General features: G+C 71.2%; 24 protein-coding genes. 10 read left to right on the top strand and 14 right to left on the bottom strand.

The genetic code is table 11. The features are described 5' to 3' along the window. Positions 1-293: 293 nt before the first annotated feature. From AB0J91_RS18620 to AB0J91_RS18610, 3 genes are all read right to left on the bottom strand, one after another. A complete protein-coding gene (locus tag AB0J91_RS18620) occupies positions 294-812 on the bottom strand; it encodes a general stress protein (RefSeq protein WP_132685604.1) in 519 nt (172 codons plus the stop codon). A gap of 196 nt (positions 813-1,008) precedes the next feature. Further along, complete coding sequence (locus AB0J91_RS18615) at positions 1,009-4,347, bottom strand: patatin-like protein (protein ID WP_363870255.1); 3,339 nt, start codon at positions 4,345-4,347, stop codon at positions 1,009-1,011. Positions 4,348-4,477: 130 nt separating this feature from the next. After that, positions 4,478-5,437: a CoA ester lyase gene (locus tag AB0J91_RS18610; protein ID WP_363870252.1), complete on the bottom strand. Its 960-nt coding sequence runs from the start codon at positions 5,435-5,437 to the stop codon at positions 4,478-4,480. A gap of 58 nt (positions 5,438-5,495) precedes the next feature. On the opposite strand from AB0J91_RS18610, the gene AB0J91_RS18605 reads away from it, so the two are divergent. Together AB0J91_RS18605 and AB0J91_RS18600 are read left to right on the top strand one after the other, a co-directional pair. Beyond that, positions 5,496-6,779 carry a CBS domain-containing protein gene (locus tag AB0J91_RS18605; protein ID WP_363789523.1) on the top strand — a complete coding sequence of 428 codons (1,284 nt, stop codon included), beginning with the start codon at positions 5,496-5,498 and terminating at the stop codon, positions 6,777-6,779. Then, positions 6,779-7,300, top strand: a complete 522-nt coding sequence (locus AB0J91_RS18600; RefSeq protein ID WP_363870249.1) for a DUF1003 domain-containing protein — start codon at positions 6,779-6,781, stop codon at positions 7,298-7,300. The genes AB0J91_RS18605 and AB0J91_RS18600 overlap by 1 nt, the downstream gene beginning before the upstream one ends. On the opposite strand, the gene AB0J91_RS18595 is transcribed toward AB0J91_RS18600, so the two are convergent. Both AB0J91_RS18595 and AB0J91_RS18590 read right to left on the bottom strand, forming a co-directional pair. Further along, positions 7,295-7,690: an NUDIX domain-containing protein gene (locus AB0J91_RS18595; protein WP_363870246.1), complete on the bottom strand. Its 396-nt coding sequence runs from the start codon at positions 7,688-7,690 to the stop codon at positions 7,295-7,297. The two genes, AB0J91_RS18600 and AB0J91_RS18595, sit on opposite strands and share 6 nt — an antisense overlap. A 4-nt stretch (positions 7,691-7,694) precedes the next feature. Further along, complete coding sequence (locus tag AB0J91_RS18590) at positions 7,695-8,183, bottom strand: MarR family transcriptional regulator (RefSeq protein ID WP_363789520.1); 489 nt, start codon at positions 8,181-8,183, stop codon at positions 7,695-7,697. Positions 8,184-8,394: 211 nt separating this feature from the next. On the opposite strand from AB0J91_RS18590, the gene AB0J91_RS18585 reads away from it, so the two are divergent. Next, on the top strand, positions 8,395-9,534 hold the full coding sequence (locus tag AB0J91_RS18585; RefSeq protein ID WP_363789519.1) for an Mrp/NBP35 family ATP-binding protein: 1,140 nt from the start codon (positions 8,395-8,397) through the stop codon (positions 9,532-9,534). A 117-nt stretch (positions 9,535-9,651) separates the two neighbouring features. On the opposite strand, the gene AB0J91_RS18580 is transcribed toward AB0J91_RS18585, so the two are convergent. Next, positions 9,652-10,269, bottom strand: a complete 618-nt coding sequence (locus AB0J91_RS18580; RefSeq protein WP_363870243.1) for a class I SAM-dependent methyltransferase — start codon at positions 10,267-10,269, stop codon at positions 9,652-9,654. A gap of 312 nt (positions 10,270-10,581) precedes the next feature. Between AB0J91_RS18580 and sigE the strand changes: the two genes are divergently transcribed. The 4 genes from sigE to tatB all read left to right on the top strand — a co-directional run bounded on the left by sigE (position 10,582) and on the right by tatB (position 14,328). Then, entirely contained in the window at positions 10,582-11,205 is a 624-nt protein-coding gene (sigE, locus tag AB0J91_RS18575; protein WP_235875309.1) for an RNA polymerase sigma factor SigE, read from the top strand. Then, positions 11,202-11,951 carry a zf-HC2 domain-containing protein gene (locus AB0J91_RS18570; protein ID WP_363870240.1) on the top strand — a complete coding sequence of 250 codons (750 nt, stop codon included), beginning with the start codon at positions 11,202-11,204 and terminating at the stop codon, positions 11,949-11,951. Before sigE ends, AB0J91_RS18570 begins: the two co-directional genes overlap by 4 nt. A gap of 145 nt (positions 11,952-12,096) precedes the next feature. Next, the gene (locus AB0J91_RS18565; RefSeq protein WP_363870237.1) at positions 12,097-13,752 is read left to right on the top strand and encodes a trypsin-like peptidase domain-containing protein; all 1,656 of its coding nucleotides are present in this window, start codon (positions 12,097-12,099) and stop codon (positions 13,750-13,752) included. Positions 13,753-13,908: 156 nt separating this feature from the next. Then, positions 13,909-14,328 (top strand): Sec-independent protein translocase protein TatB, encoded by a 420-nt coding sequence (gene tatB, locus AB0J91_RS18560; protein WP_363870234.1) that lies wholly within the window; start codon positions 13,909-13,911, stop codon positions 14,326-14,328. Positions 14,329-14,490: 162 nt separating this feature from the next. Here tatB and AB0J91_RS18555 read toward each other — a convergent pair whose 3' ends face one another. The 3 genes from AB0J91_RS18555 to AB0J91_RS18545 all read right to left on the bottom strand — a co-directional run bounded on the left by AB0J91_RS18555 (position 14,491) and on the right by AB0J91_RS18545 (position 17,687). Beyond that, positions 14,491-15,672, bottom strand: coding sequence for an MFS transporter (locus AB0J91_RS18555; protein WP_363870231.1), 1,182 nt, complete (start codon positions 15,670-15,672; stop codon positions 14,491-14,493). Between the two features lie 70 nt (positions 15,673-15,742). After that, positions 15,743-17,305: a leucyl aminopeptidase family protein gene (locus tag AB0J91_RS18550; protein WP_363870228.1), complete on the bottom strand. Its 1,563-nt coding sequence runs from the start codon at positions 17,303-17,305 to the stop codon at positions 15,743-15,745. A 214-nt stretch (positions 17,306-17,519) separates the two neighbouring features. After that, positions 17,520-17,687: a DUF3117 domain-containing protein gene (locus AB0J91_RS18545; protein WP_009949794.1), complete on the bottom strand. Its 168-nt coding sequence runs from the start codon at positions 17,685-17,687 to the stop codon at positions 17,520-17,522. Between the two features lie 375 nt (positions 17,688-18,062). Here AB0J91_RS18545 and AB0J91_RS18540 point away from each other — a divergent pair, with 375 nt between their 5' ends. Next, a complete protein-coding gene (locus tag AB0J91_RS18540; protein ID WP_363789512.1) occupies positions 18,063-18,845 on the top strand; it encodes an enoyl-CoA hydratase-related protein in 783 nt (260 codons plus the stop codon). A 152-nt stretch (positions 18,846-18,997) separates the two neighbouring features. Here AB0J91_RS18540 and AB0J91_RS18535 read toward each other — a convergent pair whose 3' ends face one another. From AB0J91_RS18535 to AB0J91_RS18525, 3 genes are all read right to left on the bottom strand, one after another. Next, positions 18,998-19,576 carry a DNA-3-methyladenine glycosylase I gene (locus AB0J91_RS18535; protein ID WP_363870225.1) on the bottom strand — a complete coding sequence of 193 codons (579 nt, stop codon included), beginning with the start codon at positions 19,574-19,576 and terminating at the stop codon, positions 18,998-19,000. Beyond that, positions 19,569-19,925, bottom strand: a complete 357-nt coding sequence (locus AB0J91_RS18530) for a DivIVA domain-containing protein (RefSeq protein WP_363870222.1) — start codon at positions 19,923-19,925, stop codon at positions 19,569-19,571. The genes AB0J91_RS18535 and AB0J91_RS18530 overlap by 8 nt, the downstream gene beginning before the upstream one ends. Positions 19,926-20,017: 92 nt before the next feature. Beyond that, positions 20,018-20,347 carry a helix-turn-helix transcriptional regulator gene (locus AB0J91_RS18525; protein WP_363870219.1) on the bottom strand — a complete coding sequence of 110 codons (330 nt, stop codon included), beginning with the start codon at positions 20,345-20,347 and terminating at the stop codon, positions 20,018-20,020. A gap of 228 nt (positions 20,348-20,575) precedes the next feature. On the opposite strand from AB0J91_RS18525, the gene AB0J91_RS18520 reads away from it, so the two are divergent. Next, positions 20,576-20,929, top strand: coding sequence for a hypothetical protein (locus tag AB0J91_RS18520; protein ID WP_363870216.1), 354 nt, complete (start codon positions 20,576-20,578; stop codon positions 20,927-20,929). A gap of 6 nt (positions 20,930-20,935) precedes the next feature. Here AB0J91_RS18520 and AB0J91_RS18515 read toward each other — a convergent pair whose 3' ends face one another. Together AB0J91_RS18515 and AB0J91_RS18510 are read right to left on the bottom strand one after the other, a co-directional pair. After that, entirely contained in the window at positions 20,936-21,478 is a 543-nt protein-coding gene (locus AB0J91_RS18515; protein ID WP_363870213.1) for a TIGR00730 family Rossman fold protein, read from the bottom strand. Further along, a complete protein-coding gene (locus tag AB0J91_RS18510) occupies positions 21,475-22,260 on the bottom strand; it encodes a TIGR00730 family Rossman fold protein (protein WP_363789505.1) in 786 nt (261 codons plus the stop codon). The genes AB0J91_RS18515 and AB0J91_RS18510 overlap by 4 nt, the downstream gene beginning before the upstream one ends. Positions 22,261-22,494: 234 nt before the next feature. Between AB0J91_RS18510 and AB0J91_RS18505 the strand changes: the two genes are divergently transcribed. Beyond that, a complete protein-coding gene (locus tag AB0J91_RS18505; protein ID WP_363870210.1) occupies positions 22,495-23,424 on the top strand; it encodes a slipin family protein in 930 nt (309 codons plus the stop codon). Positions 23,425-23,503: the final 79 nt, after the last annotated feature.

Here is a 23,503-nt window from a genome sequence, read left to right as displayed (position 1 = left end):
TTTTCGGAGCGCGGGGGTTTTAACTCGGCGGTTTCGCTCCGGGCGTTTTATTTCGAATTTCGCGCGAAATTCGAGTCGAGACTTTGCCGTTCGAATTTCGCGCGAAATTCGAATCCGGCTCGCGGCGGCATTGGTCCTGGCCTTGTGTGGGGGGCGATCTTGTGGTGGGGGTTCGTTGGTCAGGTTCCTGCGTCCTGTCCGCACGACCCCCTGCCACAGGCCTCCCGCACGCCGCCCGACTTCCACTGAGTTCACCCCAGTGAACCCGCACCGCGAAGCAGCCGAGGTGCGACCTACGAAGCCGGCGGGCGCATGGCGAGTTTGGCGAGAAGATCCCGCCCCTGCTCGGCGTGCTTCGGCTGGGCGAGGACGTCGTAACGCCCTGCGACGAGCTGGCTGGCCGAGGAGAAGTCCCGGCGGCCGCGCGTGGAGGCGTAGCCGACGGCGGCGAAGACCAGGCCGAACACGATGCCGGCGCCGAGACCTGCCAGCACCGGGGCGATCCAGCTTCCCTGCGGGGTGAACATGCCCATGATCAGGCCGACGAACAGGCCGAACCAGGCGCCCGAGGCTGCCCCACCACCGAGCACGCGTCCCCAGGTCAGCCTGCCGGTCACGCGCTCGACCAGCATCAGGTCGACGCCGACGATGGTGACCTCCTGGACGGGGAAGTCGCTGTCGGCCAGGTGGTCGACGGCCCGCTGCGCTTCTTCGTACTTGCCGTAGGAACCGATCGGCCAGCCGGTGGGTGGCGTGGGCAGGTTGGGTGTGCCCGGCGCCGGCCGGCTCGCGCCGGTAAAGGGGTTGGACACCGCTGACACCTCCGTTGAACTGCAAATCCCGGGACAAACCGCCCCTACGACCAGGCTACCTCGCAGTATCCCCCCGAGATCATGAACGCCCCCGCACTGATGCGCACCCGATACCCACCCCGCTCGGGTGAAGGGTCGGAGGCTCCCCTCGGGTGTGGTCGGTCCTGTCAGGCGACGATCGGGCTGCTGACCTGCGTCAAGTGCGCGGAGCGGGGTCGGCGCCGGGTTCTCGGCGGGGTGTGGCCGGATCTGCGGCGGTCGGCCTGGGGCGGGGTTTGAGGACGTCGACGGTGCTCGCGTGGAGGACGTGGGCGTAGGCCAGGGCCAGCGCGGTGAGACTCAGCCAGGTGCCGAGGTCCGATCGCTCCGCGAGGACGAGCCACAGCACGCCCAGCGAGACCAGCGGGGTCAGGACCGTCGCGCCGATCCTGGCGGGCAGCCGGTAGGCCACCGCGGCGAACCAGGTCAGGACGGTCGCGACCAGCACGACCCCGAGCGGGCCGAGGCGCAGCCCGGTGCTGTGCGCGCCGAGTGCCGCGGCGACCAGGAGTGCGCAGACCACCAGCGCCGGTGCCCAGCGCGCCAGTCCGCTCCCGAAGGATCGGGTGAAGCAGCGGCCGACCCAGATCGCGAACCCCAGCACGAACAGCGCGGCCAACGGAGCCGCATCGCCGACGTCGGCACCGGAGAAGTCGATCAACGCCGACCCGCTGGTCTGCGTCTGCGACTGCACCGCGCACAGCGCCCTCGGCGGGCAGTCACCCGGGAGGAGCGTTGCGGGCCCCAGTTCGAGCTCGAACATCGCGCCACCCGCGGTGAGCGTCAGGGCGAAGGCCGTGACGAAGCCGAGCAGCGCCGCTCGCCTCGGCGCGGCGACCGCGAACGCGGCGAGCATCAGCAGCGGCTTGACCAGCGCCATCGCCGCGCGACCCAGGAACCGCAGGACACCGCCCCCGGACGGCTGGGCCGCCCGGTAGCCGAGCAGGCCGAAGCGGGTGGCCAGCGACAGCAGGCGCGTCTCGCCCAGGTCGCGGACCCGCTGGCGGCCGACGTCGAAGCTCTCCACCGAGCGGGACAGCTCGTCCGGTCGCGGCACCACCGGTTCGGCACCGCCGTCCGGGGCAGCACCTGTCGGCACCGACTCGACGTGCGGGACCTCCACCGCCGCGATCGTCCACTGCAGACGCTCGGTGAGCAGCCCGCGGGTCTCGGTCAGCGGGTGCTGGTCGTCAGGCGCGGCGAACATCGCGTCGAGCTCGGCGCGGACCTCGCCCGCGTGGCGCGCCCACACCTCCGCGAGGAACCCGCGCCACCGCTCGGCCCGGGTTTCGTCGAGCGCACCGAGTTCGGCCTCGGTCGGACTGCTGACGACGGCCCGCAGCGCCTCGCTGAGCCGCTCGGGATCGCCGTGCCGCACCAGGCGCTGCGGGTCGGCGAGCACGCCGACGAGCGTGGCGGCGGCGTCCATCCGGCCCCACATCCAGTCGTTGGCGCGCCACTTCGCCGACAGGAACGCGCCGAAGCTGCCGAGGTCGAGGCCGCGGATCTTGTCCTCGATGCGCAGCGCGCCGTCGCGGCGAAGCGCGGTGAACGGCAGCGGGGTGTGCTCGTCGCTGACCACGCGGAGCAGGTCGATGCGCGTGGTCGGCGCGCGGCCGACGTCCAGCGGCGCGGTCAGCACGACGAGCTGCCGCAGCACCTCGGGACGGCGTCCGGTGGTCTCCAGCAGCGCGTAGCCGACCTGTTCGGCCGCAACGGGTTCCGGCCTGGCCGGAGCCGCTTCGGCCAGCCGGTCGGCGATGCCGTGCAGCACCTCCCTGGCCCGCGCCACCGCGTCCACCCCGTCGGCGTCCGGGGCCGCGTCCGCTCCCGAGGACTCCACCATGGACTGGAGTTCGGCGGCGAACTCGGCCAGCGCCTGCTGGAACCCGTCGCCGTCGGAGACCGCGCGCAGCACGGCTCCCAGCAGCGGCTCGATCGGCGAGGGCAGCCGGTGCTGCAGGCGTTCGCGGCGGCGCTGCACCCTGCGGATCCAGTCGTCCAGCTCGGCGGTCTCCACGATCGGTTCCAGCTGCGCGCCGTTGATCCAGTAGCGGTCGGCGTGACCGGCCAGCACCCCGGCGAAGGCCCGCAGCCGGTACAGCTGCGCCTTGCAGGCACCGACCTGCGCGGATCGTTCGATGTCCCAGGCCCAGCCCAGGCACTCCTGCACAGCGGTGCGCAGCCCGTGCGCGTCGTCGAAGATCTCGGGACCGGCTTGCCTGGCCAGCGCCGCGAGCCGGTCGGGGAGCAGGTCGCGGGCGCGCGCCGACCACTCCGCGAGCGGGTCGCCGATCACCGGCGGCAGCAGCGTGCCGTCCTCCGAACCCGAGGGGTCGGTCAGCAGCGCGTGCACCGCCTGCGCGTCGAGTTCCGCGCGCACCACCGCGTGATCGGCCGCCACGAACGCGACGTGCTCGGCCAACCGCTCGGGTTGTTCGCGCACCGGGGCGAACAAGGCCTTGCGGCGCAACGCGTTCCCGTCCACCGCCCGGTTGTGCTCGGCGAGCTCGTCGAGGTCCGACAGCAGGGATTCCTGGGTGAACCGGCTGCGCAGCGCCGCCACCGCCACCGGCACCGCGCGCCCCGAACCGGGCCGCTGCCCGCGCGAGACCACCGGATCGGGGTTGAGGTAGAGCAGGAAGCGCCGGGTGGGCCGGTCGGCCGGGGCCTGGGCGATCGCCTCGATCGCGGCGGTGACCGGGATGTTGTCCAGCACCCCGCCGTCGATCACCCGGAACGGCGTTGTGCCCGTGCTGGTTTCGGAGAACAGGCCCAGCATGTTCGGTTCACCGACCGGGGGTTCGCCCGGCCCGGAGCGCACCTTCGCGGGTTCGAAGGCGAACGGGAACGACGAGGTGGCGCGCGCGGCGTGCGCGAGGCGCAGCGCGGTGTCGTCGAGGTCGCCGAAGTCCGAGAGCGGGTCCCCCGCACGGCCTTCGTGGTGGAAGGTCAGCCGGGCGGCCCGCCGCTCCAGCGGCATCGGTCCTATGCGGGCGTCGTGGTGCCGCTCCACCAGCGGATCCAGCAAGGTGGCGGTGAGCAGCATGTCGGCGCGGCGACCCGGCTGCTGCTCGGCGGGTGGGGCGTTGTCGCGGATGACGCGGGCGAGCTCGGCGCGGAAGTAGTCGTCACCTTCCAACAGCGAGGCGGGTCCGCGCTGCCAGAACTTCGGCACCGGCCGGGCCATCGCCTCCAGGTCGGCCAGCCGGATCCACGTCCGCCGCATCCGCTCGAACGGCATCCCGCAGACCAGCGTCGCCGACATCAGCGCGGCGTTGAGGCCACCGGCCGAGGCCCCGGCGAGCACGTCGACGCTCACCGACCGGTATCCGGCCAGCCGCGCCAGCGCGGCCCACGGGTGCTCGGAATCCCCGGTGCCGTCCAACGATTCGCGGAGCTCGTTGATCTCGGCGACGGCTCCGCCGATCCACACCGCCATGCTCGCGCCGCCGCGCATGGCGAGCGCCAGGCGCAGCTCGTCCCCGTCGTCCACGATCACGAACGTACCGCGATTGGGCCGGGAATTTGGCCGGAATCCAGAGCGGGACCCCCGATTTCAGTGGAGATCAGGGGACGGATTTCCACTGAAATCAGGTCACCGCAGCGGAATCGCGGTGAAGGAGTCACTCCTCCGGCGGAGTCCAGCGGTCGGTGCGCGACATTCCCGCGGCACGTCCCTTGCCCGAGATGACCAGCGCCATCTTGCGGGAGGCCTCGTCGATCATCTCGTCGCCGAGCATCGCCGCACCGCGCTTGCCGCCCGCGGCGGAGGTGTGCCACTCGTAGGCGTCGAGGATGTTCTCGGCGTGGTCGTAGTCCTCCTGGCGCGGCGAGAAGAGCTCGTTGACCGCGTCGACCTGGGCCGGGTGCAGCACCCACTTGCCGTCGAAGCCGAGCGCGGCGGAACGACCGCCGACCGCGCGCAACCCGTCGACGTCCTTGATCTGCAGGTACGGCCCGTCGATGGCCTGCACGTCGGCCGCGCGCGCCGCGGTGAGGATGCGGAACAGCGCGTAGTGGTAGGCGTCGCCCACGTCGTAACCGGGCGGCTGGTGCCCGACGACCAGCGACCGCATGTTGATCGAGGCCATGAAGTCGGCCGGCCCGTAGATGAGCGCGGCCACCCGGGGCGATGCGGTGGCGATGGCGTCGATCTCGACGAGCCCGCGCGCGTCCTCGATCTGCGGCTCGATGCCGATGCGTCCGGGCTCCAGGCCCGTGGCGCGCTCGATCTGCGACAGCGTCAGGTCCAGCCAGCGCACGTGATCAGGCGTGGAGACCTTCGGCAGGATGATCGAGTCCAGCTCGGCACCGGCGCCCTCGACGACGGTCACCACGTCGCGGTAGGTCCACTCGGTGTCCAGCGCGTTGACCCGCACCGAACGGATCTTGCCGTCCCAGCCGCCCTCGTTGAGCGCGCCGACGATCCGGTCCCGCGCCTCCGCCTTGGCCAGCGGGGCGACCGCGTCCTCCAGGTCGAGGAAGAACTGGTCGACCGCCAGCCCGCGAGCCTTGTCGATCATCTTCGCGCTCGACCCCGGCACCGCCAGGCAGCTGCGCCGCGCACCTTCCACCATGCTCATGCCAGGTGTCTATCACGCCGTCCGGCGGGCCGGGCCGGTTGTGCCTAGCCTGATCGACATGGTGGCCGTAACCAGGGTCTTCGCCGCCCGGATGGCGGGACTGTCCGTGTTCGGTCCGGACGGCGAACCCATCGGGCGGGTCCGCGACGTGGTCGCCGCGCTCAGCGTCCGGCGGCAACCGCCGCGCGTCCTCGGGCTGGTCGTGGAACTGCCCACCCGGCGGCGGATCTTCGTGCCGATGCTGCGGGTCACCCGCATCGAGGCCGCCGCGGTCACCCTCACCACCGGCTCGGTGAACCTGCGGGCCTTCACCAAGCGCCCCAACGAGATGCTGGTGCTCGGCGAGCTGCTCGACGCCCAGGTGCGCATCGAGTCGGCCTCGGCGGTGCTGGTCGACTCCGCGCTGGAGCAGACCCGCACCCGCGACTGGCAGCTGACCAAGCTCGCGGTCCGCGAGCGCACCGGCAGGCTGGGGCGCCGCGGACCGACGAGGGTGCTGGACTGGGACCAGGTGGAGGGCCTGGAGTTCGCCGAGGTCACCGGCAGCCCGCAGGGCGTGCAGCAGCTGCTGTCGATGTTCGACACCATGCGCGCGGTCGACGTCGCGAGCACCTTGCACGAACTGCCGAGCAAGCGGCGCTACGAGGTCGCCGAGGCGCTCGACGACGAGCGGCTGGCCGACATCGTGGAAGAGCTCCCCGAGGACGATCAGAAGGACCTGCTCGCCTACCTCGACGACGAGCGCGCCGCCGACGTCCTCGAAGCGATGAACCCCGACGACGCCGCCGACCTGCTCGCCGAACTGCCCGAGATCGACAAGGTCCGGTTGCTGGAGCTGATGGCTCCGGAGGAGTCCGAGCCGGTCAAGCGCCTGCTGGAGTTCTCCGCCGACACGGCGGGCGGGCTGATGACGCCGGAACCGCTCGTGGTCACGCCGGACGCCACCATCGCCGAGGCCCTGGCGATGGCCCGCAACCCGGACCTGCCGATCGCGGTGGCCAGCATGGTCTTCGTCTGCCGCGCGCCCAGCGCCACCCCGACCGGCCGCTACCTGGGATGCGTGCACCTGCAGCGGCTGCTGCGCGAACCGCCGTCCACGCTGGTCGCCGGCGCGCTGGACACCGACCTCGCGAGTCTGCCGCCGCTGGCGCCGCTGTCGGAGCTCACCCGCTACTTCGCCGCCTACAACCTGGTGTGCGGGCCGGTGCTCGACGACGAGGAGCACCTCATCGGCGCGGTCACCGTCGACGACCTGCTCGACCACCTGCTCCCCGGTGGATGGCGGCAGAGCGGCCTGCCCGACCGGGAACCGGAGGAGCCGACGTCCCAGGAGGCCCGCTGATGCCCGAGCTGCTCACCCACCGCCGGCTGGACCAGCCCCGCGCCGAAAGGCGGTTGACCGTCTCGTTCGACCCGGAGATGTTCGGGCGGTTCTCCGAGCGCATCGCCCGGTTCCTGGGGACCGGCAAGTTCCTGTTCTGGATGACGGTGCTGGTGATCAGCTGGATCGCGGTGAACCTGCTCGCGGTCGGATACGCCTGGGACCCCTACCCGTTCATCCTGCTGAACCTGTGCTTCTCCACCCAGGCGTCGTACGCGGCGCCGCTGATCCTGCTCGCCCAGAACCGGCAGGACGACCGCGACCGGGTCTCGCTGGAGGAGGACCGGGCGCGGGCGGAGCAGACCAAGGCCGACACCGACTACCTGGCGCGCGAGCTCGCGGCGCTGCGGCTGGCCATCGGAGAGGTCGCCACCCGCGACTACATCCGCGGCGAGCTCGACCGCCTCCGCGAGGAGATCCCCGGCCTGGAGAGCCCGCAGGAGAAGCGCAGGGCCCGCACCGGCCGGGGGCACACGTCATAGCCCGGAGTCGAGATCGGCGAAGAGCTCGACGATCGCCGGAGCCGTGACGCGGTGCTCGGCGTACTCGGCGCGGGTGAACCAGCCGAGCTCGGCGATCTCCGCCGAGGCGACCGGTTCGCCGTCGACGGCGCCCGTGTAGCAGGCGAGATCGACCTGGACGCCGTCGCCGCGACCGACCGCGTCGGTGCGGTAGCGGGCGAAGAACTCGGGTTCGCGCAGGGCGACGCCGAGCTCTTCGGCGACCTCGCGGTGCAGCGCGTGCTGCTCGGTCTCGCCGGGTTCGATGGTGCCGCCGGGCAGGTAGAAGGCCACCTGGTCCTGGGAGCGCACCAGCAGCAACCGCTGGTCCACGTACCGCACCAGGCCGACCGCCTTGATCGGGGAGTTCACCCGCTCATGCTTGCGCACGCTGACCGGGAGGCGAGGGCACACCCCCGTCCGCGAGGCGTTCGCAGGCGCGCACCAGGGTCTCCAGCTCGCCGTCGGCGGCGTCGAGGAAGTAGCGCGCGACACCGTGCCGGTGGGTCGACGCGGCCATCCGCAGCCGTCCCTCACCTCGTTCGGTGATCACCGCCTGCACGCCGCGCCCGTCGGAGTCGACCCGCACGCGGCGGACGAGTCCGAGCCTTTCGAGCCGGTCGACGAGTCGGGTCACCCCTGAGCGGGAGAGCAGCACGACATCAGCTAGTTCGGTCATCCGGAGCCGTTGCTCCGGCGCTTCGGTCAGCGCTTCCAGCACGTCGTAGGCGGCCAGCGTCAGCCTTTGCTCGGCGATCAGATCGCCTTCCAGGCAGCGCGTGACCCGGGCGTGCGCGCGCAGGAAACTGCGGTACGCCAGCAGTTCGTTTCGAGTCGGTAATCGGTCCAGAGCCGTCTCGGCCACGTGACGGATATTACTGTCCGCATCCCCTTGACTCCGCAGCGCCCCGGCCGAGAACACCGGGTGACGGTCCTACCGGCGGCGATGGTGTTGGCCGTCGCGGGCTACTCGTCCGTAACATGGGAATTGCCGATTGGGGGTGTGAGACCCTTTTCTGGTTCGGCGGGATTCGTTCCCGTCCCCACCACGTTCACCAACGCTTGTCGAGGTAACCGTGACCAGTACGCAGTCCGCACCGACCGAGGAAGCCGTCCGCCAGGCCCTCACGAAGGTCGAGGACCCGGAGATCCGCAAGCCGATCACCGACCTGGGCATGGTCAAGGGCGTGTCCATCGGCGACGGCGGGGCGGTCGAGGTCGGGGTCTACCTGACGGTTCAGGGCTGCCCGATGCGCGAGACGATCACGCAGCGGGTGACCGACGCGGTCTCCGCCGTCGACGGCGTGTCCTCGGTGCAGGTCGAGCTCGACGTGATGAGCGACGAGCAGCGCACCGAGCTGCGCCGCAGCCTGCGCGGCGACGCCGAGGAGCCGCGCATCCCCTTCGCCGAGCCGGGCTCGATGACCCGCGTGTACTGCGTGGCCTCCGGCAAGGGCGGCGTCGGCAAGTCCAGCGTCACGGTCAACCTGGCCGCCTCGATGGCCGCCCGCGGCCTGTCCGTCGGCGTCGTCGACGCCGACATCTACGGCCACTCGGTGCCGCGCATGCTGGGAGCCGGCGGCAAGCCCACCCAGGTCGAGAAGATGATCATGCCGCCGCAGTCGCACGGCGTGAAGGTCATCTCGATCGGCATGTTCACCCCGGGCAACACCCCGGTGGTCTGGCGCGGGCCGATGCTGCACCGCGCGCTGCAGCAGTTCCTCTCCGACGTCTTCTGGGGCGACCTGGACGTGCTGCTGCTCGACCTGCCGCCGGGCACCGGTGACGTCGCGCTGTCCACCGCCCAGCTGATCCCCAACGCCGAGATCCTGGTCGTCACCACCCCGCAGCAGGCGGCCGCCGAGGTCGCCGAGCGCGCCGGTGCGATCGCCATGCAGACCCGCCAGCGGCTGGCGGGCGTCGTGGAGAACATGTCCTGGATGGAGATGCCCGACGGCCAGCGCATGGAGGTCTTCGGTTCCGGCGGCGGCCAGATCGTGGCCGACTCGCTGAGCCGCGCGCTGGGCACCGAGGTGCCGCTGCTGGGCCAGATCCCGCTGGACCCGAGGCTGCGCGAGTGCGGCGACGCGGGTGAGCCGCTGGTGCTGCAGGAGCCGGACTCCCCGGCGGCTGCGGCGCTCAGCGACATCGCCAAGCGCCTCGGCACCCGCGCCCGCGGCCTGGCGGGCAAGCTCCTGTCGGTCTCGCCGGCCTAGGCTTCCCTTCCTGAGAAAGCGGCGGCAGCCGCTTTCTCAGGAACATGAGTTGCGGCTCCCGGAGCCAGAGGACCTCTGAGGTTCCGCCACCGCTGAGGAGCCTGGAGCAGTGAGACGTCAGCGCTTCGCGACGGCGAGGAGACCTGGCCCGGTCGGCAACGTCACCGGGACCAGGTCCTCGTCGTCCTGCACGGCTTTGACCAGCGCGCGGACGGCAGCGGCCAGCGCGCTGCGGTTGTCGTGCTCGCCGCCGAGCTGGACCCCGGCGAACACGATGACCCCGCCGGGCCGCAGCAGCCGCGCGCCCAGCTCCAGGTAAGCGGGGTAGTCGGTGCTGGCGACGCCGACCGACACCAGGTCGTAGCCGCCTTCGGTCAAGCGCGGCAGCATCTCCACAGCGCGCCCGTTGATCAACCGCGTGCGCGCGGGCGCGATGCCTTCCTCGCGCAACGCGGCTCGGGCCGTGCGGTGGTTGGCCGGATCGCCGTCGATCGAGGTCAGCACGCCGTCCGGCACCATCCCGCGGAGCAGCCAGCGAGCGCTCTCGCCGGATCCCGTGCCGATCTCGACGACGGCCTTGGCCCGCAGCGCGGCAGCGAGGAACTGCAGCACGTGCAGCGACGACGCACCGACCGGCTGACCCTGCGGACCATCGCCGATCGGGCGGGCGCGTGCCTGCTCACCCACCTCATCGCCGCTCATCGAGTAGCGGGCCACCGACCTCTCGGGTATCACAACGCGAAAGGTTATCGGCGTTCCGCCCGCAGATGATGTTTCCGGACGACATCGTTAGACGGCCGTTTCCATGTGCGACATTCCGTCACGCAGGGTGATCAACGGTGCAGGGCCGAGCGGGTGAGAGCAGCCTCACCCAGACTCTCAGGCCCTTCTCAGGCCGCTTTCATGCCGGTTTCACCAGGGAGGACGACAGTGGCCGTCACAAACCGACACCCATCGGCGTCTCACCGGTGAACGAGGCGCGGGAACAAGGCTCCCGCCCCAGTCGTTCTGGTAGATGCAAGCCCACAGGAGGTGGCTTTTCGCCCGATGGCAACACAGCCGATGAGCGTGGCCCCCGGCACCGACCGGTCCCACGAGAAGAGCGTTACGCCGAGCACCGTCTCGCCCGGCGCGGAGGAAGCGGCCTGGACCCCGCCCAGCTGGGACGAAGTGGTTCGGCAGCACGCGGACCGGGTCTACCGGCTCGCCTACCGCCTGTCCGGAAACCAGCACGACGCCGAGGACCTCACCCAGGAGACGTTCATCCGGGTGTTCCGCTCCCTGGCGTCCTACAAGCCGGGCACGTTCGAGGGCTGGCTGCACCGGATCACGACCAACCTGTTCCTGGACATGGCCCGCCGCAGGTCTCGCCTGCGCATGGAGGGCCTGCCGGAGGACACCGACCGGTTGCCCGGTGGCGGTCCGACGCCGGAGCAGGTCTTCCACGACACCCACCTCGATCCCGACCTGCAGGCGGCGCTGGACCAGCTTCCGCCGGAGTTCCGCGCGGCCATCGTGCTCTGCGACGTCGAGGGCCTCTCCTACGAGGAGATCGGTACCACCCTGGGCGTGAAGCTGGGTACCGTGCGCAGCAGGATCCACCGCGGGCGCCAGATGCTGAAGTCCACGCTCGAAGCGCGTCGCGAACAAGCCGGGAGGATTGACGGATGACGGTTCTGCGGGGGTGGGGGCTGCCCGAGCAGCACCTCGCGCTGGACGCTCTCGTCGCTTTCGTCGACGGTGAGCTCAGCCCGAGCGCCCACGACCGCGCGGTGGCCCACCTGGCCGGATGCCCCGCGTGCACGGCGGACGCCGCCGCTCAGCGGCAGGCCCGCGCGGCGGTCCGCGCGGCCGACACCCCGTCGGTCTCGCCGGAGCTCCTGCAGGCGCTGCAGGCCATCCCCTCCAGCGCCGAACTCCCCGCACAGCCCGAGAACCTGGCTCTGACCGAGGACGGCCAGCTCGTCACCGTGTCCCGCCCGGAACGCCTGAAGCGCTTCGGCAGCGGACCGGTGCTCGGGTCGTCCACGCCGCTCGGCGGCTCGCACCAGCCGCTGGGAACCAGCGTCACCTCCTACGACGACCCGCCTGAGGACTCCGCCGACCGGCGGGCCTCGCGGCGCACCAAGCAGGGCGCCGGCGTCGTGTTCTCCGGGCTGGTGCTCGGTGCTCTGGCGTTCATGAACCTGCCCATCACCGACGAGGACGGGCACCCGCTGCCGGGCGCTCCCGTACCGCTTCCCGGTGGTGCCTTCACCAACGCCGTCATCCCGGCCGCGGGCAACACCGCGCTGCCGTCGGAGAACGTCCCGGCGAGCTCGACCGCGCCACCGAAACCGCAGGTCGCAGCCGTTCAACCCGCACCACCCGCGTCGGCCCCACCGGCTGTCGCCTCCACCGCGCCGCCCAGCGAGTAGCGGGCTGGCGATTTCGCGCCCACTCCACGCGGACTTCACCGAGCTGCGGGCAAGATGGGGTCGTCGGCACCATGCCGGTGAGGCGGGCCGTGCGCCCGTGTGATCCACTCGAACCGACGAGCCCGATCGGACAGCCCGGGGAGCGATGAGCGACCAGCCAGGAACGCCCGCGCAGGGTCCCGACGAGCACCGGGACGGCCCTGCACGAGGTCAGCAGGGGGCAGAGCCGGTGCACCCGTGGCAGGGCGGCGCCATGACGAGCCGCGGCGTGCCCGCGGACCAATTCGCTTCCGCTCCCGCCCGGTCCCACGACAGCAACGGGCGCACGCCCGATCGGCTCCAGCCGCGCCCCCTGGATCGGCCCGAGGTCGACCCGTCGCAGCGCAACGCCTTCGCCCGGCCTCATGGCGTGTCGGGCAGCTTCGATCCCCACGAGCACGGTCTGCCCGCGCGCGGCATCGAACAGGCCCCTCCCCCGCCGGATGCGCTGGTGCAGGCGTTCGGCCGCCCGCCGCAGAGCAGCGACCCGCTGCAACGCGCGCCGGGCGAGCAGCCCATGACGGCGGAGACCGAGCCCGACCCGGTGCTGTGGAACTCCGGCGACCGGGACCCGTGGCGGGACCCGACGGCTGGCGCGATCCTCGGCCCGCCCGCGGTGTCCGAGGAGCAGCCCGACGACGACGGCGAACGCGAACGGGGGCCGCTGCTCAGCGCCCGAGAAGTGATCTTCGGCCATCGTGTGCACCCGCGCGCTCTGGCGATCCTCGGCGTGGTCGCGCTGCTCGTCGGCCTCGTGGGCGGTTTCCTCGGCCGGATCACGGCCGAGGAGGGGAACCCGCTGGTCAACCCGGACGTCACGCTCGCCGAGGTCGATCAGGGCTCCGGTGACCGGCCGCGCGGCGCGGTGTCCCAGGTGGCCCAGCGCGTGGTTCCTGCGGTGGTCTCCATCGAGGTCCGCATCGGTGGGCAGGGCGGTTCCGGTTCGGGCGTGGTCATCGACGGCAACGGCTACGTGGTCACCAACAACCACGTCGTCTCGATGGCCGCCGACACCCCGAACGCGCAGGTCTCGACGGTCTTCCACGACGGCACCCGGGCCCCGGCGAGGGTCGTGGGCCGGGACGTCAAGACCGACCTCGCGGTGCTCAAGGTCGAGGTCTCCAACCCGACCGTCGCCCAGCTCGGCGACTCGGACGAGCTGCGGGTCGGCGACGACGTCATCGCGATCGGCTCGCCGCTGGGCCTGGCGGGCACCGTCACCACCGGCATCGTCAGCTCGGTGCACCGGCCGGTCCGGCTGGCCGGGGAGGGCACCGACACCAACGCGGTCATCGACGCCATCCAGACCGACGCCGCCATCAACCCGGGCAACTCCGGTGGCGCGCTGGTCGACGGATCGGGCGCGGTGGTCGGCATCAACAGCGCGATCCGCACGCTCGGTTCGGGCGGCGAGGGCGGCTCGATCGGACTCGGGTTCGCGATCCCGATCGACGACGTCCGGCGCATCGCGCAGGAGCTCATCCGCACCGGCACCGTCCGGCACGCCGACCTCGGCGTCAACGTGAAGTCCGTCAGCGACGGGCTGGCCGACGGCGCTCAGGTGCAGAACGTGCAGGACGGCAGTTCCGCCGCAGGTGGCGGGATGGCCGAAGGCGACGTGATCATCAAGGTCGGCGACCGCAAGGTCGGTAGCGCCGACGAACTCATCGTGGCAGTGGACCGGCACCAGGTCGGCGACCGCGTTCCCGTGACCGTGGTCCGGCAGGGCCGCGAGCTGGTGCTCGACGTGACGCTGAAATGACCGATCACGAAGGCGTGAACGGCGAGCCACCGGGAGGACACGGCGTGAAGTTGCGCCAGTTCCCCCCTTCGACCGCTGTCACCCGGTCGGTACGCTGGCGATGTCGGCAGCTCGGCGTCGGTTCGCGAGCCACGAGGATCCCAGAGGAGTCGAGAGGTGTTCGATAGCGTCGGCTGGCCCGAGATCCTGATCCTCGCGCTGGTCGGGTTGTTCGTGCTCGGCCCGGAGCGGTTGCCCGAGGGCGCGGCGTGGCTGGGCAAGGCGGTCCGCCAGGTCAAGGAGTACGCGACCGGTGCCCGCGAGCAGATCCGCTCGGAGATCGGCCCGGAGTTCGACGAGCTGAAGAAGCCGCTCGACGAGCTCCGCAGCGTCCGCAACTTCAACCCGCGCACGGCGGTGACCAAGCACCTCCTGGACGGCGAGAACCCGTTCGAGGAGTTCAAGAAGAACTCCTCCCCCCTCAACGGCGCCGCTTCCACCAGCACCAACGGCAGCGCCCCAGCGGCCACCCCCAAACCGGTCGAACGCCCCCTCTCCCCGGGCGAACGCCCCCCGTACGACACAGACGCCACCTGACCAGGCGTTCCCCTTCGTGCCCAGGGGGCACGCCCGTCCCTCGGACCCGATTTCAGTGGAAACCCGGGATCGGACTTCAGTGGAAACCCGGGACCCGATTTCAGTGGAAGTCCGAGACCGGACTTCAGTGGAAATCCGGGTCTGATTTCCACTGAAATCGGGTCAACCGCGTGGGGCGGGGCCGGGGCGGGAGAACAGGACTGCGATTCCGGCCACGGCGAGCCAGGCCGTGAGCAGGAGGGTCATGCCTGACCAGCCCCAGGTGCCATAGGCGATGCCGCCGAGGACTCCGCCGATGCTGCTGCCGCCGTAGTAGGCGAGCTGGTAGAGGGCGGACGCCTGGCCTCGGGCCTGCTTGGAGGCCCTGGTCCCGACCCAGCCGTTCGCGACCGAGTGGGCGCCGAAGAAACCTCCGGTGAAGATCACCAGTCCGACCAGGATCACCGGCACCGAGTCCGGCAGCATCAGCAGGAGCCCGGCGACGGTGACCGCGAGACTGCTCAGCAGCACCCGCACGCGCCCCCAGCGATCGGCCGCGCGCCCGGCCACCGCCGAGGTGACGGTGCCCGCCGCGTAGGCGAGGAACGCCAGCGCGGCCAGCGCCGGGGGCAGCAGCAGCGGCGGTGCCGTGATGCGGAAGGCGAGGACGTTGTAGACCGTCACGAAGCTGCCCATGCCCAGCGCCGCGACCAGGTACGGCGGGTGGAGCCCGGGGTCGCGCAGCGCCGCGCTCAGGCCGCCGAGCAGCGGTTTCCACCGCAGCGGTTGTCTCTGGTGGTGCAGTTCGGACGGGAGCAGGACGACGAACGCGACGGTGCACACCGCGGCGAGCAGAGCGACCGCCAGCACACCGCCGGACCAGCCCCAGAAGTCGCCGACGATGCCGCCGAGCAGCCGGCCGGTCATGCCGCCGATGGTGGTACCCGCGACGTAGAGGCCGACGGTGGTGCCGAGCCGCACGCCGCCGGTCTCGTCCGCCAGGTAGGCGGTCGCGACGGCGGCGAGCCCGGCGATGGCCGCGCCCTGCACCAGCCGGAGCCCGACCATCAGCGGGAACGAGTGCACCCACGGCAGCAGGAGGCCGAGGACTTCGGCGATGACCAACGTCGTGATCATGGTGCGGCGGCGGCCGATCGCCTCCGACAGCGTGCCCAGCGGGATGGCCGAAACCGCCAGACCGAGCGTCGCGGCCGACACCAGCAGCGCGGCCGCACCCGGGCTCAGGCCGTACTCGTCCGCCAGCTGCGGCAGCACCGGCTGCGGCGCGTAGAGCAGGGCGAACAGGGCCAGCGCGCCGAGCAGCAGCGCGAACCGGATCCTCCGCAAACGTCCAGCCGACACCATGGTTTAGACGTTAAACACCAACGATCACCGACGCCCGCGAGCGTGCCGGTCATCACCGGTGGCGAGCGACTCAGGCCAGCGAAGCGGCCAGCTCCGCGAGGGTGCGAGCGGCGAAGCCGGTGCCGCCGACGGTCACCTCGGAGTAGTCCTTGTCGGCCCGCGCGGGACCCGCGATGTCCAGGTGCGCCCAGCGGGTACCGCTGGTGAACTCGCGCAGGAACAGCGCGGCGGTGATGCCACCGGGACCCGCCGGGGTCTGCTTGACATCGGAGAGCGAGCCCTCGACGGCGTCGGCGTGGTCCTCCAGCAGCGGCATCCGCCACCAGGTCTCGCCGACCCGGGCGCCGGCCTCGGTGATCCGCTCGGCCAGCTCGTCGTCGGTGGCCAGCATGCCGCCGGTGCGCAGCCCGAGCGCGACCTTCATCGCCCCGGTCAGGGTCGCGACGTCCACCAGCAGATCGGGCTGGAGCTTGTCGACGGCGTAGGCCATGGCATCGGCCAGCACCATCCGCCCCTCGGCGTCGGTGTTGCCGACCTCGGTGGTCTTCCCGCCGTAGTGCCGCACGACGTCACCCGGCCGGTAGGCGGACCCGGAGACGTGGTTCTCGGCGGAGGGCACCAGACCGGTCACCTTCACCGGCAGGCCGAGCCGGGCGATCGCCAGCAGCGCGCCGATGACCGCCGCGCCACCCGACATGTCGGTGCGCATCAGGTGCATGCCGTCGGCGGGCTTGAGCGAGATGCCGCCGGTGTCGAAGGTGATGCCCTTGCCGACCAGCACCAGGTGCGGCCCGGTCGCGTCCTGCGGCCGGTAGTCGAGCTGGAGCAGTCGCGGCGGGCGCGAGGAACCGCCGCCGACCGCGAGGATGCCGCCGAAACCGTTGTCGGTCAGCCACTTCTCGTCCCGCACGGTCGCGGTCAGGTTCGGGACCGGACCCGCGAGCTCAGCGGCCAGCCCGGTGAACCAGGCGGGGTCCTTGACGTTGGACGGAGCGTTGGCGAGGTCGCGGGCCAGCGCGGTGGCCGCCGCCAGTTCGCGCGCGCGGCGCACCGCTTCGCGCAGCGCGTCGACGTCGGCGCCCTCCGGCGCGACCAGCAGGACCTTGCGCAGGCGCGGCGGGGCGGGATCAGCGGTCACCTTGAACCGGTAACCGCCGAGCGCCAGGCCGAGGGTCAGTTCGCCGACCAGCTCCTCGCCGGCGTCATCGGGCAGCCGGACCTGCAGGTAGTCGGCGTCGGACGCGTCGCCGAGATCGCCGGGCTCGGAGTCGGCGTCGACAGCGCTGGAGAGGCGATCGCGCACCGAGCGGGCCAGCGCCGCACCAGCGGTGCGCCACTTCGCCGGCTCGCCGGAACGCACGCCGACGACCCAGCCGGTGCCGCCGGAGCGCAGCGGGAACGCCTTCGCGTCACCGGCCGACGCCGAGGCGCCGATCGCGGTGAGCACCTCGGCGTCCACAGAGAACGGTTCGGCCGCAGCGGCCAGGTCCGGGCCGGCCTCGCCGTCGAGGACCGCCGTCGCGCCAGGAACTCCGTCCCGCCACCGCTGCACCACGTCCACTTCGACCAGAGCGGTCGGGATCACGGGCAGCTCGGGCTCCACCCCGCGGGCGGGCTGGGCGGAACGGAACACGGAGGAACCTGGCACGAGTAGACCTTCCTGCACGGGCCGGGCCGTGCGAACTCGAACTGGGGCCGACGAGAGCCCCGGCACCGCGCTCGGCACCGGGGCCCGACAGCGGCGAAGCGTTCTCACCACTCGTCGACGTGATCATGAGTTGTCGCCTCGGCCGGGAGGCGCCGTGACCGGGTCCGGCCGGCAGCGCGTCCCGGGCCGCCTGGCGGCCTCAGCCGGTAGCCGACTCCAGGGCGTCGCCCAGGTTCTTGGCCTCCTCGACCGACATCTCGACGACGAGCCGCCCACCACCCTCAAGCGGAACGCGCATCACGATGCCGCGTCCCTCCTTAGTCACCTCGAGGGGACCGTCACCGGTCCGGGGCTTCATGGCCGCCATAGCGTGCTCCCTCCGTGAAATCTTCCCCCGCTGGTCGCCACAACCAGTTCGGGTCCACGTCCATTCTCCCCTATCCCGAGGCATGGACGAAACCGAACCGATCAACTCGTGTCGCCCGTGCGCTGGTCGAATATCGCCGACGGCTGGCAGACTCACCGTTCGTGTGGGGTGTTTCGACGCCGTTCGGCACATCGCGGGAGGCCTCCGCGATCACCGTGAGGAGTCGTTTCGCTCCGGCGTGTCACCGATCTCGCGGCGGCCATCCCGTCGACCAGCGGGGACACCGTCCACCCGGGACGGCGCGCCGGCCGCGCGGTCCACAGTGGAAGTGCTCGCGCGACCCGCCACAACGGACGTCAAGGCAAGGAGCTTGGAGTGACCGACGTACTGCTGACCGAGGACACCGCGGGTGTGCGGCTGCTCACGTTGAACCGCCCTGAGTCGTTCAACTCGCTCAACATCGAGCTCAAGCAGGCGCTGCTGACGGCCCTGCGCGAGGCCGCGGCGGACGACTCGGTGCGAGCCCTGGTGATCACCGGCTCGGGCAAGGCGTTCTGCGCGGGACAGGACCTCAAGGAGCACATCGAGCTCCTGTCCACCGGCGACCCGAGCCCGCTGAAGACCGTCGAGGAGCACTACAACCCGATCACCAAGGCGCTGGCGACCATGCCCAAGCCCGTGATCGCCGCCGTGAACGGCACCGCCGCGGGCGCGGGCGCGTCGCTGGCCTACGCCAGCGACCTGCGGATCGCCGCGACCGGCTCGAAGTTCCTGATGGCCTTCGCCAACGTCGGCCTGTCGACCGACTCCGGCGCGTCCTGGACGCTGCCCCGGCTGATCGGCTACGGCCGGGCGATGGAGATGCTGCTGCTGGCCCAGCCGGTGCCCGCCGACGAGGCGCTGCGCATCGGCATGGTCAACCAGGTGGTCGACGACGCGCTGGCCGTCGCGATGGAGCTGGCGACCCGGATGGCTGCGGGCCCGACCTTCGCCTACGCGCGGATCAAGGAGGCCGTCCAGGCCGCCTCCGCCGAGGCCCTCGACGAAGCGCTGGCCGTCGAGGCGGGCGCCCAGAACGAGGCCGGCCTCACCGCCGACCACAAGGAAGCCGTCGCCGCCTTCGTCGAGAAGCGGACCCCGAACTTCACCGGTCGCTGACCCGCCGACTCACCGGTGGTGACGGATTTCCACTGAAGTCCGGAACCTGATTTCCACTGAAGTCCGGTTCCCGACTTCCACTGAAATCCGGGACCCGACTTCCACTGAAATCCGGGACCCGACTTCCACTGAAATCGCGTCACCGCCGGGGGTCAGGCTCGCCAGCAGTTCTTGAGGTGGTCGTCGACCATGCCGGTGGCCTGCATGAGGGCGTAGCAGGTGGTGGGACCGACGAAGACGAATCCGCGGCGCTTGAGCTCCTTGGCCATGGACTTGGACTCGTCGGTGATGGCGGGGACGTCGCCGAGCTTGACCGGGCGTTCGGCGTCCGGGCGCGGCGGCGGGGCGAACGACCAGAGGAGGTCGTCCAGCGGGCGGTCGAGCTCCAGGACGGCGCGGGCGTTGGTGATGGCAGCGTCGATCTTGGCCCGGTTCCGGACGATGGAGGCGTCACCGAGCAGCCGCTGCCGATCGTCCTCGCCGAACCGGGCGACGGCGGCCGGGTCGAAGCCCGCGAACGCTTCCCGGAAGGCGGGCCGCTTGCGCAGGATCGTGAGCCAGGACAGGCCGGACTGGAACGACTCCAGGGTGATCCGCTCGTAGAGCTCCGGCTCACCGCGCAGCGGAACGCCCCACTCCTGGTCGTGGTAGGCGGCGTAGTCCGGCTGCCCGGCGCCCCACGGGCACCGCGCGCGACCGTCCTCGCCGACGACCGCCGCGCCGTCACTCATCCCCGGCACCGCCCTCGGTCACCGCGCTGCGGGCCTTGTCGAGCTCCTGCCCGGCGACGTCGAGCTGGCGCTCAAGGACCGCGACGCGGCCGTGCAGCTCGTCGAGCTCGCCGGCCAGCCGGTCCAGCACCCAGTCGACCTCGGTGACCTTGTAGCCCCGCAGGACCTGCTGGAACCGGACCGCGCGCACGTCGGAGCCCTCGACGTCGGCGGAGGGCAGCCGGGTGGGCGTGGAACCGGGCGGCAACGGCGCGAGCTGCTCGCCGCGTCCGAAGACCAGCGAAGCCAGCAGGTACACCGCGGCCGCGACCGCCAGCACCACGAACAGGTAAATGAGCGCACTAGCCACGAACCAATCGTGGCACGGCCCACCGACCGTCCGTCAGACAGCCGGAGCGCGAACGCGAGCAGCGCGGTCGACCTCCGCCGCGCGGGTGGTCGTCAGGTCTTGGCCGGGGCGGTCAGGACACCTTCGATGGCGTGGGTGAACTCCCGCCAGGCGCGGCGTTCGGCCTGGAGGGTGTGGGATCCCGCCTGGGTGAGCCGGTAGGTGCGCCGCTGGCGTCCGCCGACGGTGCTCCAGGAGCTCTGCACGAAACCGGCTCGCTCGAGTCTGCGCAGCGCCGGGTAGACCGTGCCGGTGGGCAGGTCGAGGGCGCCACCACTGCGATCCTGCAAAGCCTCGATGATCGCGTAACCGTGCAACGCCTTGCCGTCGAGGGTGGCCAGGAGCAGGGCGTCCAAGTGGCCGCGGAGCGCGTCAGCCTTCACAGGTAGCGACTCTACGGATATTTGCCTGCACTGTCACCGTCCCCACACAAGAGGACGAAGGTCCTTTCGCGATCAGGCCCCGCATGATGTGAATCACAACAACGGGAGTCGGCCGTTCGGGTGGCGCGAACCCGAACGGAGGCTCCCGATCGGCTGAACCGAGCACACTCGGAGATCGATAAACGGAGACCCGCTCTCCCCGGCCGATCCGATCAGGAGCCGATACCCGTGGCCGACCGCGAAGCCGAAACGACCAACGGCGCCGGCCTGCTCGCCCGGAGCGCCCCGAACCGCCGGGACGACCCCGAGCACGCGGCCCAGCTGTCCGCGCTGGACCAGATCCGCGTCTACCTGAACTCCCTCGTCGAGGTCCTCGACCAGCACCCCGAGCCGGGCCTGGACCTGGACGAGGCGAAGTGGCGGCTCGCCGAGCTCGTCGACGAGCTGGCCACCGAGCGGCCCAGCGCTCCCCGCGTCCAGTCGTTCTGGATCCGGCTCGCGCCGGTGCTCGGCGAGGTCCGCCCGGACATCCCGCTGCCGGCGCTCACCCACCTGATCCGCACGGCGGTCGGCGCGTCCTGATCTCGCTCAGCCGACCAGGGCGTCCAGCGCCTCGTCGACGTCGGCGGTCACGGTCAGCACGTCCAGCGAGCTCTGCGAGGCGAAACCGCTGCGCACCATGCCGTTGAGCCAGTCCAGCAGGCCCTGGTAGTGCCCGTCGGGGTCCAGCAGCACGACCGGCTTGCTGTGCATGCCCAGGTAGCGAGCGGTCCAGATCTCGAAGAGCTCCTCGCAGGTCCCGATGCCGCCGGGCAGCGTCAGGAACGCGTTCGCGTGGGCGTCCATCAAGCCCTTGCGCTCGCGCATGGTGTCCACGACCAGCAGCTCGTCGGAGTCGGTGTCGCCGACCTCGCGGTCGACCAGCGCGCGCGGGATGACGCCGATGGTGCGACCGCCGTCGGCGCGGACCGCGCGGGCGATCTCACCCATCATCGAGACCTTGCCGCCGCCGGAGACCAGGGTCCAGCCGCGCTTGGCGATCTTCCGGCCCACCTCGGCGGCCAGGTCCAGGTACTGCTGCGGCACCGGCCCGGACGCGCAGTAGACGCAGACCGAAACATCCGTGCTCAATGCGCCGCCTCCCACGCCTCGTACGCCTCCTGCACGATCGACACCGCGTCGTCGATGTCGTCGGTGACGTGCAGCAACGACATGTCCTGCTCACCGATCTTGCCGCCTTCGAGCATCCGGTCGCGGATCCAGTCGTACAGGCCCTGCCAGTAGTCGCTGCCGAACAGCACGACCGGGAACTTGGTGACCTTCTTGGTCTGCACCAGGGTCAGCGCCTCGAACAGCTCGTCCATGGTGCCGAAACCGCCTGGCAGGCAGATGAACGCCTGCGCGTACTTCATGAACATCGTCTTGCGGACGAAGAAGTACCGGAAGTTGACGCCCAGGTCGACCCACGGGTTCAGACCCTGCTCGAAGGGCAGCTCGATGCCCAGGCCGATCGACAGGCCACCGGCCTCCGAGGCGCCGCGGTTGACGGCCTCCATCGTGCCGGGGCCGCCGCCGGTGATGGCCGCGCAGCCGATGCCCGCGAGCGCCCGGCCCAGCTCCACGCCGGAGGCGTACTCGGGGTGCTCCCGCGGGGTGCGGGCGGAACCGAAGACGGTGACCGCGCGCGGCACCTCGGCCAGCGCGCCGAAGCCCTCGACGAACTCGGCCTGGATGCGCAGCACCCGCCAGGGGTCGGTGTGCACCCAGTCGGAGGGACCTCTGGAGTCCAGCAGGCGCTGGTCGGTGGTGGTCGGCTCGCTCAGCCGCGAGCGGCGCAGCACCACGGGGCCGCGTTGCTTCTCGTGCGGACGTTCCGCACCGTTGGGTTCACCCCACTGGCCATCGACTGTCATGGCGTCGAGCCTACGCACGCACCGATCGTTCTCCGAACCGCCCCGCCGCTGGACAGCCCGGGTGAAATGCCTGTTCACGGGGGATTCACAGGGCGGTCTCGCGGCGTACGATCGAAAGAAAAGATCTAGCGGCGCCGGCGACGCGAGCCGGGCGCGACACGCAGATCTGCTCCGCGATCTACGCAGGCGTTCGGGCGCCGTCGGGCCGTTCCTCCGCGAGCCCGGGAGCCGGTCATGCTCATCGAACTGCTCATCGCCATCCTCGTGATCGGTGTCGTCTGCGTCGCCGCGAGCACCAAGGTCATCAAGCAGTACGAGCGGGGCGTGGTGCTCCGCTTCGGTCGGCTGCAGGAACGCACTCGCGGCCCCGGCATCACCATGATCATTCCCGGGGTGGACCGGCTGCGTAAGGTCAACCTGCAGATCGTCACGATGCCCGTACCCGCGCAGGAGGGCATCACGCGCGACAACGTCACGGTCCGGGTGGACGCGGTGGTCTACTTCCGGGTCGAGGACGCGGCGCGCGCCGTGGTCAACGTCGAGGACTACCTGTTCGCGGTGGGGCAGGTCGCGCAGACCTCGCTGCGGTCGATCATCGGCAAGAGCGACCTCGACGACCTGCTGTCCAACCGCGAACGGCTCAACCAGGGCCTGGAGCTGATGATCGACAGCCCGGCGCTGGGCTGGGGCGTGCACATCGACCGGGTGGAGATCAAGGACGTCTCGCTGCCGGAGTCGATGAAGCGATCCATCGCCCGTCAGGCCGAAGCCGAGCGCGAGCGCCGCTCGCGGGTGATCTCCGCGGACGGCGAGTACCAGGCCTCCCGCAAGCTCTCCGACGCCGCGCACGTCATGGCCGACACCCCGGCCGCCCTGCAGCTGCGGCTCCTGGAGACGGTCGTGGAGGTGGCGGCCGAGAAGAACTCGACCCTGGTCCTGCCGTTCCCGGTGGAACTCCTGCAGTTCGTCGACCGCATCCACCAGCCGGCCGCTGAGAAGCCCCGGACTCCTGCGGAGGAACCCGAAGAACCCGAGGCCCCGGAGCTCACCGAAGCCGAACGCCAAGCCGCCGAACTCCCGGAAGAACCCGCCCCAACACCGGCCCTCCCCAAGCAACGCGTCACCGAGGAACCCACCGAAACCGAGGTCCTGGGCACCGCCTGACCCCCTCACACCCCTTTCGGTGACCCGAATACCCCGGTAATCAGGGCCCCGATTACGGCGGTATTCGGGGACCACCCCG

Source organism: Saccharopolyspora sp. NPDC049357 (assembly GCF_040677225.1).
Classification (GTDB): domain Bacteria; phylum Actinomycetota; class Actinomycetes; order Mycobacteriales; family Pseudonocardiaceae; genus Saccharopolyspora.
This window is presented reverse-complemented; position numbering and strand designations above follow the sequence as displayed.